Origin of the sequence: Streptomyces sp. SID10853 (assembly GCF_010548145.1) — a bacterium.
In the GTDB taxonomy this organism is placed as follows: domain Bacteria; phylum Actinomycetota; class Actinomycetes; order Streptomycetales; family Streptomycetaceae; genus Streptomyces.
Genome location: NZ_JAAGLN010000187.1, coordinates 1 through 14,007, shown reverse-complemented (window position 1 = coordinate 14,007; position 14,007 = coordinate 1). Strand labels below are relative to the sequence as shown.

The window sequence follows — 14,007 nt, the reverse complement described above, 5'->3', positions numbered from 1 at the left end:
AACCGCGGCGCCGGCACCTTCGACCGGCTGCGGCCGGCGGGCCGAACCAGCCGCGGCGCCCCACACGCTCACAGCAGGCCGAGCGACCTGAGCACCCGGTGCCGGCCGGGCGCCGGGTCGGCGGGCCAGTAGATGTAGCAGACCCCGCCCGTGCCGCTGACGACCTTGCCGTTCGCGTCGTACCGCTTGGTGCGGAGCCAGATGTTCTCCCACTCCGCGCGCCGGTACACATGGCGGACCGCGTCGTCGTCCGGCGATGCGGGGTCGTTGGCGATGACGTCGCCGTCAGCCGTGAAGCCGATCACCGTCATCAGATGGCCCGACGTGCCGTAACCGGCGCCCGTCAGCTCCCCCTTGAGGAAGGACTGCGACGTGATGACCGGGATGCCCGCACCGACGAGGGTTTCGAGATCGGTGAGCGAACCGAGCCGGGTGACCGTGGCGCTCATGTCCTTGTACGTCGCCGCGTAGGCCGCGTTGAAGGGCCAGTTGCCGCAGCCCTCGTACTGGTAGTCATAGGTGTAGCGGGCCGCCTGGCAGACCTCGGGGTCCGCGTACGACGGGTCGATCCAGGCCATGTCGGCCGGAGCGGGCCCGCGCCCCCAGTACTTGATGATCATCGAGGACGAGGTGGGGCTGCACCACGCCTCGCCGCCGTTGTCGTACTGCGGGTACTGGCCCGCGTGGATGTCCTGCGAGAAGCGCGGGACCTTCAGCTCGCGGGCGATCCGCGGGACGGACGGCGGGACGGTGAACCGGTCCGGGATGTCCGACGCCATCGCCCCGACCCGGCGGACCGTGGGCGTCAGCCTGGTGCCGGGGGTGCGGTACAGCGTCAGCCGCAGCCGGTACGACACCAGCCGCAGCCCGCTCGCGGCGTTGTCGACGGCGAAGGTGTCGGTCGAGATGGAGCTCTTGCCGTCGCTCTGCCCGTCGAGGGAGGTGCGCCGGATGTCCGCGTCGCCCGAGGCCCAGCGGCCCATCACGTACCAGGGGGTCTCGGTGCCGTCCGAGTAGCTGCCGCGCAGCTCGACCAGGATCCAGGTGCCTGCCGGAGTCTGCGCGTTCCAGGACGCGACGGCCTCGGTGGCCGGGACCCGTGAGCGGTGGACCGGTGAGGTCCAGGTCGCGTACTCCCAGGTGGCGGTCTTCCCGGTGTGCGGATCGGTGTAGTCGGTGCGGCCGGCCGGGGCCTCGATGACCAGGCCCGAGCGGGGGCCGGGAAGAGCCGTGGTGCCGTCGGCCGCACCGGAGCGCCAGGCGGGGTACGAGGCCCAGACGCTGTTGTCCACGAGCGGGGTCACGGGCCCTCCCCCGGTGGTCTGCGGGGTGTGTGCGGTGGCCGGCGACCCGTCCGGCGCGGGGGCCGGGGCGGCGACGGCGGGGACAGCTGCGGCCGCACCCGCGGCAGCGGCCGCAGCGGCGATCGCAGCGGCGAGAATGGTCCTGCGCGGAGTGGTACTGGTCACGTTGGTGGACCCCCAGTCGGATACGGATGGGGCGGCGAGCGCATGACAGTGGAGCAACTATCCCGGCTTCCGACGCGTTTCTGCCAGTGATTCGCCACGCGTCCTGCCACCAATATTGGTATCGACCACTGGCGTGACCTGCGACGGCGCCAACTTCTCCTAGGCTGGCCCCATGGCAGACCTCGACCACATCGCCGCCGCGATCCGTGCACGGCCCGTCTCCTGCGGGCCAGTTCGGCTGATCGCGGTCGACGGCCACGCGGGCTCGGGGAAGAGCACATTCTCGGCCAGGCTCGCCGAAGCGCTGGACGGGGCGCCCGTACTCCATCTGGACGATCTGGCCACCCACCAGGAGCTGTTCGACTGGACCGGACGGCTGCACGCCCAGGTCATCGAGCCGTTCACCCGCGGCGATGCCGCCCGGTACGCGCCGTACGACTGGACGCTGCGCCGCTTCGGCCCCGAGCGGACCATCGACGCCGCTGACGTCGTCATTGTCGAAGGGGTGGGCGCGGGCCGCCGCGCGCTGCGCCCGTATCTCGCTCGACTGCTCTGGATGGACCGGAGCGCCGGCGCCTCCTGGGATCGGGGCCGCCACCGCGACGGGCCGGCGCTGCGGGAGTTCTGGGACGGCTGGACGGCGGCGGAGGCGCGGCACTTCGCCGGGGACCCTTCCCGGCCATTCGCGGATCTGCTGGTACGTGAGTGCCGCGAGGGCTACGAGTGGTTTCCGGGTCCCCGAGTGACCGCGTGAGCGATCCATTCGGTCACGGACAGTCATGACCTCTCCGCAGGACTGCCACCCGGCGGAAAACCGCCGTTCGAGTGCCTCAACTCCGCTTGACCCAGGGCCCGTACAGGTCTTACGTTCTCAATGTGCGGCTTTCCGAAGCCGCCGCAGACGCGAAGCCCCCGGTTGTTCCCCCGTGATCGGGGGCTTCGTTCTGCCCACTCCCTCCCCAACCGGACGACCGGTCTCTCTGATTGCTCACCCTCGGTCACCGTGAGCGAGCCGTCTCCCCACGGCACCGAGTGCTCCGGCACCCTTCGGTACCGGGCCTCTGCGCAGGTACGATGCCCTTCGGGCGGCACCGGTCAATTCCCGTCCGCTGCACTGCGGTTCACAGGTCGCCGGGCGCTGAGTCCGGTGGCACGGTACGGGGGCACGGTCTGTGGGGGACGTGATGGATTTCGGCACGCAGGGCTCGCACGCCCCGGCCGATCTCGCCTGGCTGCGGGGCGTGGACGCCTACACGATGGGGGCGTACCCGCAGGCCGAGGAGGAGTTCCGGGCCGCGGTGCGGCTCGATCCGGGGATGGCGGACGGCTGGCTCGGGCTGCATGCGCTGCGGGTGGACACCACCACCGCGTTACTGCGGATGTTCCGGCACCGGGAGCGGTTCGGCGAACAGCGCGGCAGGCTGCGCCGCACTCTCAACTCCTGGTACTGGCTCGGCTGGTGGGTGCAGCCGGTGCTGGAGAGCCCACGCGATCTGCTGCTCGCACACGCCTCGCACTGGCTGGACGGGCGCCATGTGCCGGAGCTGGACCGGGCGCTGGCGGGGCTGCCGCCGGTCGACACCGATCCGCAGGTGCGGTTCCTGCACGCGTGCCGCGCCTATCTCGCCAAGGACTGGGAGCGGCTGGTGCGTTACACCGCCTCGCTGGTCGACGATCCGGTGCTGGGGATCGAGGCGGGTCTGTTCGGCGGGATGGCGCGGGTGCGGCTGGAGATGTACGGGCAGGCGGAGCCACTGCTCTCCGCGGCCCTGATGCGCTGCCGCAGTGAGCAGCCGCAGCGCAAGGAGCTGCGCTACTGGCTGGCGCGCGCCCACGAGGGGACCGGGCGCAGCGCGGCGGCCCTGCCGCTGTACCGGGCGGTGCACCGGGTGGACCCGGCGTTCATGGACACCGCGGCCCGGCTCGCGGCGATCTCCGAGGGCGACGGATACGACGACGCGGTGGACTACGCCGCGGTCGCGCTGGCCGGGTTCGGACAGGACGCGGTGGACGGGCAGGCCGACGGCGCCTTCCCGGAGAGCGATCCGGCGGAGGGCCGGGACCCGCGGCCCGGGAGCCCGGGGAGCCCCGGCGGCGACCCGCTGGGCGGCTCGGCTCCGCCGCCCGGCGCCGTACGGGACAGGGATCCCGCGCCTGCCGAGCAGTTCCCGCCGGATCTGCCGGCCGGGCCCACCGATCCCGAGCTGCTGGCGTGCGCGCTGGACGAGCTGGAGCGCATGGTCGGTCTGGAGCCGGTGAAGCGTCAGGTCAAAGCGCTGTCGGCGCAGCTCAACATGGCCCGGCTGCGGGCCGCCCAGGGGCTGCCGGTGCAGCCGCCGAAGCGTCACTTCGTCTTCTCCGGCCCTTCGGGCACGGGCAAGACGACAGTGGCCCGCATCCTGGGCCGGGTGTTCTACGCACTGGGGCTGCTGGGCGGCGACCATCTGATCGAGGCCCAGCGCGCCGATCTGGTGGGCGAGTTCCTGGGGCAGACCGCGGTGAAGGCGAACGAGCTGATCGACTCGGCGCTCGGCGGGGTGCTCTTCGTGGACGAGGCGTACAGCCTCTCCAACTCCGGTTACAGCAAGGGCGATGCCTACGGCGACGAGGCGCTCCAGGTGCTGCTGAAGCGGGCCGAGGACAACCGTGACCACCTGGTGGTCATCCTGGCCGGCTACCCCGAGGGCATGGACCGCCTGCTGGCCACCAACCCGGGGCTCTCCTCGCGCTTCACGTCCCGGGTCGACTTCCCGAGCTACCGGCCGCTGGAGCTGACCGCGATCGGCGAGGTGCTGGCGACCGAGAACGGCGACGTGTGGGACGAGGAGTCGCTGGACGAGCTGCGCTCGATCGCCGGCCATGTGGTGGACCAGGGGTGGATCGACGAGCTGGGAAACGGCCGGTTCCTGCGCACCCTGTACGAGAAGAGCTGCGCGTACCGGGATCTGCGGCTGAGCGGATACGCCACCACACCGGGCCGGGACGATCTGTCGACGCTGCGGCTGCCGGATCTGATGCAGGCGTACGGGGAGGTGCTCTCGGGCCGGGGGCCGGTCGGCCGCGGGCAGCAGGAGCCGCCGCTCTGACCGGCCCCCGGCCGGGCGGCTCCTGACGCGGGAGCAACGCCCGGCGTCAGGAGCCGCCCGGAAACCCGGGAGCGGGACTACCCGGCCAGTGCCTGTTCGGTGCGGTCGGTGCGGTCGGTGCGCGGCTCCGACAGCCGGGTCACCTGCGGCGCCCGGGCTTCCCGGTGCGCCGGGTCGCGTACCTCACCGACCAGCTTCTCCAGCACGTCCTCCAGTGCCACCAGACCGAGCACCCTGCCGGATCCGTCGGCGACCTGAGCCAGATGGGTGGCCGCGCGCCGCATCACGGTCAGCGCGTCGTCCAGCGGCAGCTCCGCGCGGAGCGTCGCCATCGGGCGCCAGACCTGCTGGGGGACGGCCCGCTCCCTGTCCTCCAGGTCGAGCACGTCCTTGACGTGCAGGTAGCCCATGAAGGCTCCGCCGTCCGCGCAGACCGGGAAACGCGAGTAGCCGGTGCGCACGGTCAGCTCCTCGATCGCCAGAGGGGTGACCGAGGGGGCGACGGTGATCAGGTCGGCGCGGGCGATCAGGACGTCCGCGATGGGCCTGCTGCCCAGCTCCAGGGCGTCCTCCAGACGTTCCTGGGCCTCCGAGTCCAGCAGACCGGCCTGGCCCGAGTCCTCGACGAGCCGGTTGAGCTGCTCGCTGGTGAAGACCGCCTCCACCTCGTCCTTGGGCTCGACGCCGAAGAGCTTGAGCACCAGCCGGGCGCAGGCCCCGAGCGCGACGGTCACCGGGCGGCAGAGCCGGGCGAAGCCGACCAGGCCGGGGCTGAGCCAGAGCGCCGTCTTCTCGGGTGCGGCCATGGCGAGGTTCTTCGGCACCATCTCGCCGATGACCAGATGCAGCGAGACCACGAGCGCGAGAGCGATCACGTATCCCAGCGGATGGACCAGCCCGTCGGGCAGCCGGACCGCCTGGAAGACCGGTTCGAGCAGGCGGGCGACTGTCGGCTCGGCGACGGCGCCCAGTGTCAGCGAGCAGACGGTGATGCCGAACTGCGCGGCCGCCATCATCCGCGGCAGGTTCTCCAGTCCGTACAGCACCTTGCGGGCCCGTGCGGAGCCCTCGGCGGCCAGGGGCTCGACCTGGCTGCGGCGTACGGAGACGAGCGCGAACTCCGCGCCGACGAAGAAGCCGTTGGCGAGCACCAGGGCGGCGGCGAAGAGCAGTTGGAGGAAGCTCATCGCACGCCCTCCATGACCGGGGCGTGCACATCGGCGGTACGCACCAGGCGTACCCGCTCGGCGCGGTAGCGCTCGACCCTGCGGACCGAGAGCCGCCAGCCGGGCAGTTCCGCCCGGTCACCGGGAGCGGGGATGCGGCCCAGCAGGTCGGCCACGAGGCCGGCGACGGTCTCGTACGGGCCCTCGGGGACTTCGAGCCCTATCCGCCGCAGGGTGAGGACCCGGCAGCTGCCGTCGGCCTCCCAGGCCGGGTTGCCGTCCTCCGCGGGGGCCGGGGACAGCTCGGGGCGGTCGGCGTCCGCGCCGTCGTGCTCGTCCCTGACCTCCCCGACCAGCTCCTCGATGATGTCCTCCAGGGTGACGACGCCCGCGGTGCCGCCGTACTCGTCCACCACCACGGCGATGGGCTGCTCGGTGCGCAGCCGCTCCAGGAGCTGCTGTACGGGCAGGGTCTCCGGCACGAGCAGCGGTGCGACGGCGACCCGCCCCACCGACGTCCTGTGCCTGTCCTGCACCGCCACGGCCAGGGCGTCCTTGAGGTGGACCATGCCGACGATCTCGTCGATGCGCTCCCGGTAGACGGGGAAGCGGGAGAGGCCGGTGGCGCGGGTGAGGTTCAGTACGTCGGCGGCTGTCGCGGACGACTGGAGTGCGCTGACCTTCACCCGTGGGGTCATGACGTGCTGGGCGGTGAGTCCGGCCAGCGACAGGGTCCGTACGAAGAGGTCGGCCGTGTCCTGTTCCAGCGTGCCGGCCCGGGCCGAGTGGCGGGCCAGCGAGACCAGTTCACCGGGGGTGCGGGCCGAGGCCAGTTCGTCGGCGGGCTCGACTCCGAGCGCCCGGACCAGCCGGTTGGCGACGGTGTTGAGCAGGGCGATCACCGGCCGGAAGGCGGTCGAGAACAGGTGCTGGGGCCCGGCGACGAACCGGGCCACCTGGAGCGGCCTGGATACCGCCCAGTTCTTCGGAACGAGTTCGCCGAGCACCATCTGCACGGCGGCGGCGAGCATCATGCCGAGCACCACGCTGATCCCGGACACGGCCCCTTCGGGCAGTCTGGTGGCGCCGAGCGGTCCGTCGAGGAGCTGTGCCAGGGCCGGCTCGGCGAGCATGCCGACCACCAGCGAGGTGATGGTGATGCCGAGCTGGGTGCCGGAGAGCTGGAAGGAGAGTTCCCGCAGGGCCCGTACGACGGTGCCGGCCCGCCGGTCTCCGTCGGCGGCGGCGCGTTCGGCGTCCGGCCGCTCCACGGTGACGAGGCCGAATTCGGCCGCGACGAAGAATCCGTTGGCGAGAATCAGAAGGAATGCCGCTCCGAGGAGCAGCAGGGGAATGGTCATGCCGCCGTCTCCGGAAGAGGGGCGGCGCATGTACTACCGGATGATCCGTCCATTGCTGGAGGGAATCACTCCTCATGTCGCAGGGGGTGCCCCGCGGACCACGGGGGTCACAGGGTGCGGGGCGGGGCGCACCTGGCGCCCCGCCCCAGAGTAATCAAACAGCGGCCCGATGCGTCAGGGGCTCAGCCGCAGCGGCTGTCCCGCGGGCGGGCCGCGCTACTCCTCGGGGGTGCTCCGCCCGGAGTCGGCCGGGCCCCGTGAGTCCGCCAGCGCGCGCAGTGCGCGGGCGTCACGGATGGCCTGGGCTTTGCCGATGCCGGGCTGGATGCCGAGGGCGGGGAGGCTGGTGCCGTCGCTGAGGTCGAGGAAGACCCAGGCGTCACCGGGGCGCAGGTTGACGTGCAGGATCTCCGGCCAGGCCAGCCGGCGCCTGGATGTGAGATTGACGACGGTGACGCCGTCCTCGTCCGCGACGACCTTGGGGCGGCTGAGCAGTGCCAGCACCCCGAAGAAGACCGCGGCGGTGAAGATGAACGAGACGCGCTCACCGGGCGTCAGGGTCTCCAGCATCAGGGAGACGATGGTGAGGACGACGAACATGACCGTCCCCACGGACAGCAGCACCACCCGGGTGCGGGTCGGCCTGAAGGTGACCGGGAGGGCGGGGAATTCGGGGGCGGTCATGTTCCGTGCGTCCTTCGTGCTGGTCAGGGATCAGAGACGGCAGGCGTGGATCGCCGTGGTCAGGATGGCGCGGGCCCCGAGCGCGTAGAGGTCGTCCATGATCCGCTGGGCCTCCTTCGCGGCGACCATCGAGCGGACGGCGACCCATCCCTCGTGGTGCAGCGGGGAGATGGTCGGCGACTCCAGGCCGGGGGTGAGGGCCACGGCCTGCTCCAGGAACTCGACCCGGCAGTCGTAGTCCATCATCACGTAGCTCCGGGCCACCAGGACGCCCTGGAGGCGGCGCAGGAACTGCTGCACCTTGGGCTCGTCGGCCTCGGCGCCGACCCGGCGGATGACGACCGCCTCGGACTGCATGATCGGCTCGCCGATCACTTCGAGTCCGGCGTTGCGCAGCGAGGTGCCGGTCTCCACGACGTCCGCGATGACCTGGGCGACGCCCAGCTCGATGGCCGTCTCGACGGCGCCGTCGAGGTGGACGACGGACGCGTCGACGCCCCGGTCCGCGAGGGCCTTGGCGACGATTCCCTCGTACGAGGTGGCGATCGTCATGCCGCCGAAGTCCTCCGGGCCGTTCGCGGTGCCGGGCTTGGTGGCGTACCGGAAGGTCGAGCGCGCGAAGCCGAGCTGGAGGATCTCCTCGGCCTGGGCTCCGGAGTCCAGCAGCAGGTCGCGGCCGGTGATGCCGATGTCGAGCTTGCCGGAGCTGACGTAGATCGCGATGTCGCGCGGGCGGAGGTAGAAGAACTCGACCTGGTTCTCCGGGTCGACGAGGACGAGCTCCTTGGACTCCTTGCGCTGCTGGTAGCCGGCCTCATGGAGCATCGCCATCGCAGGCCCGGAGAGAGAACCCTTGTTGGGGACGGCGATGCGCAGCATGAGGTCGGCTTCCTTCGTGCGAGGTGGTGGATGTCTTGATGTGCGGGGCGTGCGGTTGCTCAGCAGTGGACGCTCAGAGGTGAGCGGAGAGGTGTGTGCTCAGAGGTGCGTGCTCAGAGATGGGCGTAGACGTCGTCGAGGGAGATCCCACGGGCGACCATCATCACCTGAACGTGGTACAGCAGCTGTGAGATCTCCTCGGCGGCGGCTTCCTTGCCCTCGTGCTCGGCTGCCATCCACACCTCGGCTGCCTCCTCGACGACCTTCTTGCCGATGGCATGCACGCCCTTGCCCACCAGTTCGGCGGTGCGGGAGGTGGAGGGGTCGCCGTTGGCGGCCTTGAGCTGGAGCTCGGAGAAGAGCTCTTCGAAGGTTTTGTTCGCCATGATGCTGCTAAGAGTACGGGGTCCTCGTCCCCACTCAGCGCCAGGGTTCGCTGACCGTGCGCAGTGTGGTCGCGGTGGCGACGGCCGCGGTGACCGCTTCGTGCCCCTTGTCCTCGTTGGACCCTTCGAGGCCGGCCCGGTCCAGCGCCTGCTCCTCGGTGTCGCAGGTCAGCACACCGAAGCCGATCGGGACGCCGGTCTCGACGGAGACCTGGGTGAGGCCGCCCGTGACGCCCTGGCAGACGTACTCGAAGTGCGGGGTGCCGCCCCTGATGACCACTCCGAGAGCGACGATCGCGTCGTAGCCCCGGCCCGCGAGGACCTTGGCCACCACCGGGAGTTCGAAGCTGCCCGGGACCCGCAGCAGGGTCGGCTCGTCGATGCCCAGCTCGCCCAGGGCGCGCAGCGCGCCGTCGACGAGGCCGTCCATGACCTTCTCGTGCCACTGGGCCGCGATGACGGCCACGCGCAGGTCGCCGCAGTTCTTCACGGTGAGTTCGGGTGCGCCCTTGCCGCTCATGTCTGTCTCTCCCTTTTGCTTCCTACTGGTTGCCGCAGGCGGACGTGGTGTCCAGCCAGGGCAGATCGTGTCCCATCCGGTCCCGCTTGGTGCGCAGGTACCGGAGGTTGTGCTCGCCCGCCTGGACGGGCATGGCCTCCCGGCCGGTGACGTCCAGTCCGTGCCGGACCAGAGCGGCGGTCTTCTCGGGGTTGTTCGTCAGCAGCCGCAGGCTGTGCACCCCGAGGTCCGCCAGGATCTGGGCTCCGGCGCCGTAGTCGCGGGCGTCCGCGGGCAGCCCGAGTTCCAGGTTGGCGTCCAGGGTGTCGCGGCCGCGCTCCTGGAGCTCGTAGGCGCGCAGCTTGGACAGCAGTCCGATCCCGCGCCCCTCGTGGCCGCGCAGATAGACGACGACGCCGCGGCCCTCGGTGGTGATGCGCTCCATGGAGGCTTCCAGCTGGGGTCCGCAGTCGCAGCGCAGCGAGTGGAAGATGTCGCCGGTGAGGCACTCGGAGTGCACCCGTACCAGGACGTCGTCGCCGTCGCCGATCTCCCCGTGGACCAGGGCGACATGCTCGATGCCGTCGGCGATGGAGCGGTAGCCGTACGCGGTGAAATCGCCGTGTGCGGTGGGGAGGCGGACGGTCGCCTCGCGGCGGACCCTCGGTTCCGAGCTGCGGCGGTAGGCGATCAGATCCTCGATGGAGATGATCGTGAGGCCGTGCTTGCGGGCGAACGGGACCAGTTCGGGCAGCCGCAGCATCACCCCGTCCTCGCCGGCGATCTCGACGATCGCGCCGGCCGGGCGCAGACCGGCGAGCCGGGCCAGGTCGACGGCCGCCTCGGTGTGCCCGTCGCGTACGAGCACCCCGCCGGGCTTGGCCCGCAGCGGGAAGACATGCCCGGGGCGTACGAAGTCCCCGGCGCCGGCCGACCCGCCTGCGAGCAGTCGCAGGGTGGTCGCACGGTCGGCGGCGGAGATGCCGGTGGTGACGCCGTGCGCGTTGCTCGCGTCGACGGAGACGGTGAAGGCCGTCTTCATGGACTCGGTGTTGTTCTCGACCATCTGCGGCAGGTCGAGCCTGGCCAGCTCGTCGCCCTCCATGGGCGCGCAGATCAGTCCACGGCACTCGCTCATCATGAACGCGACGATCTCGGGGGTCGCCTTCTCGGCCGCGATGACGAGGTCGCCCTCGTTCTCGCGGTCCTCGTCGTCGACGACCACCACGGGGCGGCCCGCCGCGATGTCGCGTACGGCCTGTTCCACGGGGTCGAGGGAGAGGTCCTCGGCGTTGTCGGTCGAGTACCAGACGGGCTCGGCAGTCATGCTGCTGCTCCTTCCAGGGCGGGCTTGACGCTCGTACGGGAGCGGAGCCACCAGTCGCGCAGGCCCCAGAGGACGAGTGCGAAATAGACCACGTAGACCAGGCCGGAGAAGGCGAGGCCGCTGTGGAAGGCAAGGGGGACGCCGACGAGGTCGACGAGCAGCCACGCGAACCAGAATTCGACGAGACCGCGCGCCTGGGCGACCATCGCGACGAGGGTGCCGACGAAGATGTAGGCGTCGGCCCACGGGCTCCAGGAGAGGGACGGGACGGCCAGGAAAAGACCGGCCACGGCGACCGTGCCGACGACGGCGCCCGCCAGCAGCAGTCCGCGCTCGCGCCAGCCGGCGAACCGCACCGCGATGCTGCCGTCCTGGGCCTGCTGCCTGCCCCGGGTCCAGGCCCGCCAGCCCCACAGGGCTATCCCGATGACCAGCAGCTGTTTGCCGACGCCGCCGCTGAGGTGGGCGGAGGAGTACGCGCCGACGAGGATGACGCCGGACAGGAACTGCGCGGGCCAGGTCAGCACCGAGCGGCGCCAGCCGAGGGCGAGCGCGATCAGGCCGATGGTGTTGCCGATCATGTCGGACCACAGGATGTGCTGGCCCAGTACGGTGAACGCCTCGGTGTTCAGCCAGTGCAGTGCGCTCACTTCAGCGGCCCTCCGGTCTCCGGTGTGGCCCGGGTGCCGTCGGCCCCGAGCAGCCGCTCGACGTACTTGGCGAGTACGTCGACCTCAAGGTTGACCGGGTCGCCCGGCTGCTTGATGCCGAGGGTCGTCAGGGCGAGGGTGGTGGGGATGAGGCTGATGGTGAAGTAGTCGGGTCCGGCGTCCACGACGGTGAGGCTGACCCCGTCGACGGTGATGGAGCCCTTCTCCACGACGTAACGGGAGAGGTCCGCCGGGAGCGCGATCCTCACGATCTCCCAGTGGTCGGACGGTTTGCGTTCGACGACTGTGCCGGTGCCGTCCACATGGCCCTGGACGAGGTGTCCGCCGAGGCGGCCGCCGAGCGCCATGGGGCGTTCGAGGTTGACCCGGGAGCCGGTGGCGAGGGCGCCGAGGCTGGAGCGGTTGAGTGTCTCGGCCATGACATCGGCGGTGAACTCTCCGCCGCCGGAGTCGACCACGGTGAGACAGACACCGTTGACGGCGATGGAGTCACCGTGCTTGGCGTCCTCGGTCACGACCGGGCCGCGCAGGCGGAAGCGGGAGGCGTCGCCGAGGTTCTCGACGGCGGTGACCTCACCCAGTTCTTCGACGATTCCGGTGAACACGGCGCTCAGCGCTCCTTCGGGGTGGCGGTGATCCGCAGATCGGGGCCGATGCGGACGGTCTCGGTGACGTCGAGTCGCAACGCGTCGGTGATGGTGGTGATTCCGGCGTCGGCGAGGGCCGCGGGGCCCGCGCCGAGGAGAACAGGGGCGAGATAGCCGATGACCCGGTCGACGGCGCCCGCGGCGACGAAGGAGCCGGCCAGCGTCGCCCCGCCTTCGAGGAGTACGGAGCGGACACCGCGCGCGTGCAGCTCGGCGAGCAGGGCGTCGACGGCGATACCGGCGGCGTCGTACGGCAGTCGCACCAGGTCGGCGGGGCCGGTGGAGCCGGTGGGGCCGGTGGAGCCGGTGGGGCCGGCGGGCGGGGGTACGGCGACGCCCTCGCCCACGACGACCAGCGTCGGGGCCGCACCGTCCAGGACCCGGGCACCGGGGCTGAGCGAGCGGGCGTGGGTGTCCAGCACGACCCGCAGCGGCTGGGTGGCGCCCTCGATGCCGCGGACGGCCAGGTGCGGGTCGTCGGCGCGCAGGGTTCCCGAGCCGACGAGGACCGCGTCGGACTCGGCGCGCAGCCGGTGGACGTCGGCGCGGGACTCGGCGGATGTGATCCAGCGGCTCGTTCCGTCGGCAGCGGCGGTACGGCCGTCGAGTGTCGCCGCGTACTTCCAGGTCACATGGGGGCGGCCGAGGCGTACCGAGGTGAGCCAGGCGGCGTTGCCCGCTGCGGCCTCGTCGGCGAGTACACCGGCCGTCACCGCGATCCCGGCCGCGCGAAGGGCGTCGGCGCCGCCGGTGGCCTGTGGGGTGGGGTCCGCGACCGCGTACACCACGTGGGCCACACCGGCGTCGATGAGCGCGCGGGAGCAGGGGCCGGTACGGCCGGTGTGGTTGCAGGGTTCGAGCGTGACGTACGCGGTGCCGCCGCGTGCTCGGTCGCCTGCCGCCGCGAGTGCGTCGACCTCGGCGTGCGGGCCGCCGGCCCGTCGGTGGAAGCCCTCGCCGGCCGTCCGGCCCGATGCGTCGAGGATGACGCAGCCGACGACGGGGTTGGGGCTGGTGGATCCGAGTCCGCGCGCCGCGAGCGCGATGGCCCTGCGCATGGCGTCGAGCGCCTGCGGTGATGGAGCGGCTGCGGTGGCCACCGGGTCCTCCTGCCTTTTCGGGCACGGACTCCGGGGCCTGTCGGTGACGACAGAGAGCGGGAACACACGGGGACGCCGGGGCCGGAGGAGCGGCTGTGTTCCGAGGATCCAGAAGACACGCCACCGGCTACGACGTACCAATACGGCCCGCCGCGCACTGCCTCCCATCCGGACTTTCACCGTCGGTCCAGGAATTACACCTGGTCAACCGCCCACTGGATGCGGACGGGTCGCGGACTATAACCGCCGGTTCGGAATTACACCGACCCCGGAGTGCGCTGCTGCTGGTACAGCTCAAGTCTGCCACGTCCAGCCGTCGGCCATGCGGGCGACCTCATGTGGGCTGGCTCACAGGAGCAGCGACCGGCCGGTCACTGTCCGTGCCGCGGGCTGTCTCCTGCCGTGCCGCAGGCTGTCTCCTGCCGTGCCGCCGCCGGTGCCGGAGCCCGTGCCGCCGCCCACGCCTGCACGCCCTCAGGCGCCCGCACACCCTCAGGCGCTTGCGCGCTCTCAGGCGCTTGCGCTCTCAGCCGCCGAACAGATCGTCCTGCGCCGCGTCCCGCGCGGTGAGCAGCGCGCCGTGCAGCACGGCCGCGCCACCCAGCTCCCCTGCCCGTACTTCGGTACGCAGCGGGGAGAGGGCTGCCAGCCGGCGCTCCACCCGGGCCGCGAGGTCCGCTCCCCCGGCGTGGCCGATCTCGCCGCCCAGCACCACGCAGCCCGGGTCGACCA

Annotated in this window: 13 protein-coding genes, 1 pseudogene and 1 riboswitch; of the genes and pseudogenes, 2 read left to right on the top strand and 12 right to left on the bottom strand. The window is 71.5% G+C overall.

Going from position 1 to position 14,007, the window contains the following annotated elements:
- Positions 1–68: 68 nt before the first annotated feature.
- Positions 69–1,469 (bottom strand): peptidase C39 family protein, encoded by a 1,401-nt coding sequence (locus G3I19_RS27175; RefSeq protein ID WP_164266352.1) that lies wholly within the window; start codon positions 1,467–1,469, stop codon positions 69–71.
- Between the two features lie 172 nt (positions 1,470–1,641).
- Here G3I19_RS27175 and G3I19_RS27170 point away from each other — a divergent pair, with 172 nt between their 5' ends.
- Both G3I19_RS27170 and G3I19_RS27165 read left to right on the top strand, forming a co-directional pair.
- Entirely contained in the window at positions 1,642–2,223 is a 582-nt protein-coding gene (locus G3I19_RS27170; RefSeq protein ID WP_164266351.1) for a hypothetical protein, read from the top strand.
- A 430-nt stretch (positions 2,224–2,653) separates the two neighbouring features.
- Positions 2,654–4,555, top strand: a complete 1,902-nt coding sequence (locus G3I19_RS27165; RefSeq protein WP_164266350.1) for an AAA family ATPase — start codon at positions 2,654–2,656, stop codon at positions 4,553–4,555.
- Positions 4,556–4,632: 77 nt separating this feature from the next.
- On the opposite strand, the gene G3I19_RS27160 is transcribed toward G3I19_RS27165, so the two are convergent.
- The 11 genes and pseudogenes from G3I19_RS27160 to G3I19_RS27110 form a co-directional block, all read right to left on the bottom strand.
- Positions 4,633–5,742 carry a hemolysin family protein gene (locus G3I19_RS27160; RefSeq protein ID WP_164266349.1) on the bottom strand — a complete coding sequence of 370 codons (1,110 nt, stop codon included), beginning with the start codon at positions 5,740–5,742 and terminating at the stop codon, positions 4,633–4,635.
- Positions 5,739–7,082 carry a hemolysin family protein gene (locus tag G3I19_RS27155; RefSeq protein WP_164266348.1) on the bottom strand — a complete coding sequence of 448 codons (1,344 nt, stop codon included), beginning with the start codon at positions 7,080–7,082 and terminating at the stop codon, positions 5,739–5,741. Before G3I19_RS27155 ends, G3I19_RS27160 begins: the two co-directional genes overlap by 4 nt.
- Before the next feature lie 216 nt (positions 7,083–7,298).
- Positions 7,299–7,766 (bottom strand): PH domain-containing protein, encoded by a 468-nt coding sequence (locus G3I19_RS27150; RefSeq protein WP_164266347.1) that lies wholly within the window; start codon positions 7,764–7,766, stop codon positions 7,299–7,301.
- Between the two features lie 30 nt (positions 7,767–7,796).
- Positions 7,797–8,645 (bottom strand): ATP phosphoribosyltransferase, encoded by an 849-nt coding sequence (gene hisG, locus G3I19_RS27145; protein WP_164266346.1) that lies wholly within the window; start codon positions 8,643–8,645, stop codon positions 7,797–7,799.
- Positions 8,646–8,758: 113 nt separating this feature from the next.
- Positions 8,759–9,031: a phosphoribosyl-ATP diphosphatase gene (locus G3I19_RS27140; protein WP_164266345.1), complete on the bottom strand. Its 273-nt coding sequence runs from the start codon at positions 9,029–9,031 to the stop codon at positions 8,759–8,761.
- Between the two features lie 34 nt (positions 9,032–9,065).
- Entirely contained in the window at positions 9,066–9,551 is a 486-nt protein-coding gene (gene ribH, locus G3I19_RS27135; protein WP_164266344.1) for a 6,7-dimethyl-8-ribityllumazine synthase, read from the bottom strand.
- Between the two features lie 22 nt (positions 9,552–9,573).
- Entirely contained in the window at positions 9,574–10,857 is a 1,284-nt protein-coding gene (locus G3I19_RS27130; protein ID WP_164266343.1) for a bifunctional 3,4-dihydroxy-2-butanone-4-phosphate synthase/GTP cyclohydrolase II, read from the bottom strand.
- Positions 10,854–11,507, bottom strand: coding sequence for a nicotinamide mononucleotide transporter family protein (locus G3I19_RS27125; RefSeq protein WP_164266342.1), 654 nt, complete (start codon positions 11,505–11,507; stop codon positions 10,854–10,856). The genes G3I19_RS27130 and G3I19_RS27125 overlap by 4 nt, the downstream gene beginning before the upstream one ends.
- Positions 11,504–12,133, bottom strand: a complete 630-nt coding sequence (locus G3I19_RS27120; RefSeq protein WP_164266341.1) for a riboflavin synthase — start codon at positions 12,131–12,133, stop codon at positions 11,504–11,506. The genes G3I19_RS27125 and G3I19_RS27120 overlap by 4 nt, the downstream gene beginning before the upstream one ends.
- 5 nt (positions 12,134–12,138) lie before the next feature.
- Entirely contained in the window at positions 12,139–13,233 is a 1,095-nt protein-coding gene (gene ribD / locus G3I19_RS27115; RefSeq protein WP_164266353.1) for a bifunctional diaminohydroxyphosphoribosylaminopyrimidine deaminase/5-amino-6-(5-phosphoribosylamino)uracil reductase RibD, read from the bottom strand.
- A gap of 192 nt (positions 13,234–13,425) precedes the next feature.
- Positions 13,426–13,556, bottom strand: a riboswitch (FMN riboswitch).
- Between the two features lie 245 nt (positions 13,557–13,801).
- Positions 13,802–14,007: pseudogene (locus G3I19_RS27110) on the bottom strand (ROK family transcriptional regulator); the annotation flags it as partial.

What these genes read in the sequence shown, in the direction of transcription:
- G3I19_RS27170 (WP_164266351.1), top strand. Translation starts at nt 1,642, where the DNA reads ATGGCAGACCTCGACCACATCGCCGCCGCGATCCGTGCACGGCCCGTC.
- G3I19_RS27165 (WP_164266350.1), top strand. Translation starts at nt 2,654, where the DNA reads ATGGATTTCGGCACGCAGGGCTCGCACGCCCCGGCCGATCTCGCCTGG.
- G3I19_RS27160 (WP_164266349.1), bottom strand. Translation starts at nt 5,742, where the DNA reads ATGAGCTTCCTCCAACTGCTCTTCGCCGCCGCCCTGGTGCTCGCCAAC.
- G3I19_RS27155 (WP_164266348.1), bottom strand. Translation starts at nt 7,082, where the DNA reads ATGACCATTCCCCTGCTGCTCCTCGGAGCGGCATTCCTTCTGATTCTC.
- G3I19_RS27150 (WP_164266347.1), bottom strand. Translation starts at nt 7,766, where the DNA reads ATGACCGCCCCCGAATTCCCCGCCCTCCCGGTCACCTTCAGGCCGACC.
- hisG (WP_164266346.1), bottom strand. Translation starts at nt 8,645, where the DNA reads ATGCTGCGCATCGCCGTCCCCAACAAGGGTTCTCTCTCCGGGCCTGCG.
- G3I19_RS27140 (WP_164266345.1), bottom strand. Translation starts at nt 9,031, where the DNA reads ATGGCGAACAAAACCTTCGAAGAGCTCTTCTCCGAGCTCCAGCTCAAG.
- ribH (WP_164266344.1), bottom strand. Translation starts at nt 9,551, where the DNA reads ATGAGCGGCAAGGGCGCACCCGAACTCACCGTGAAGAACTGCGGCGAC.
- G3I19_RS27130 (WP_164266343.1), bottom strand. Translation starts at nt 10,857, where the DNA reads ATGACTGCCGAGCCCGTCTGGTACTCGACCGACAACGCCGAGGACCTC.
- ribD (WP_164266353.1), bottom strand. Translation starts at nt 13,233, where the DNA reads ATGCGCAGGGCCATCGCGCTCGCGGCGCGCGGACTCGGATCCACCAGC.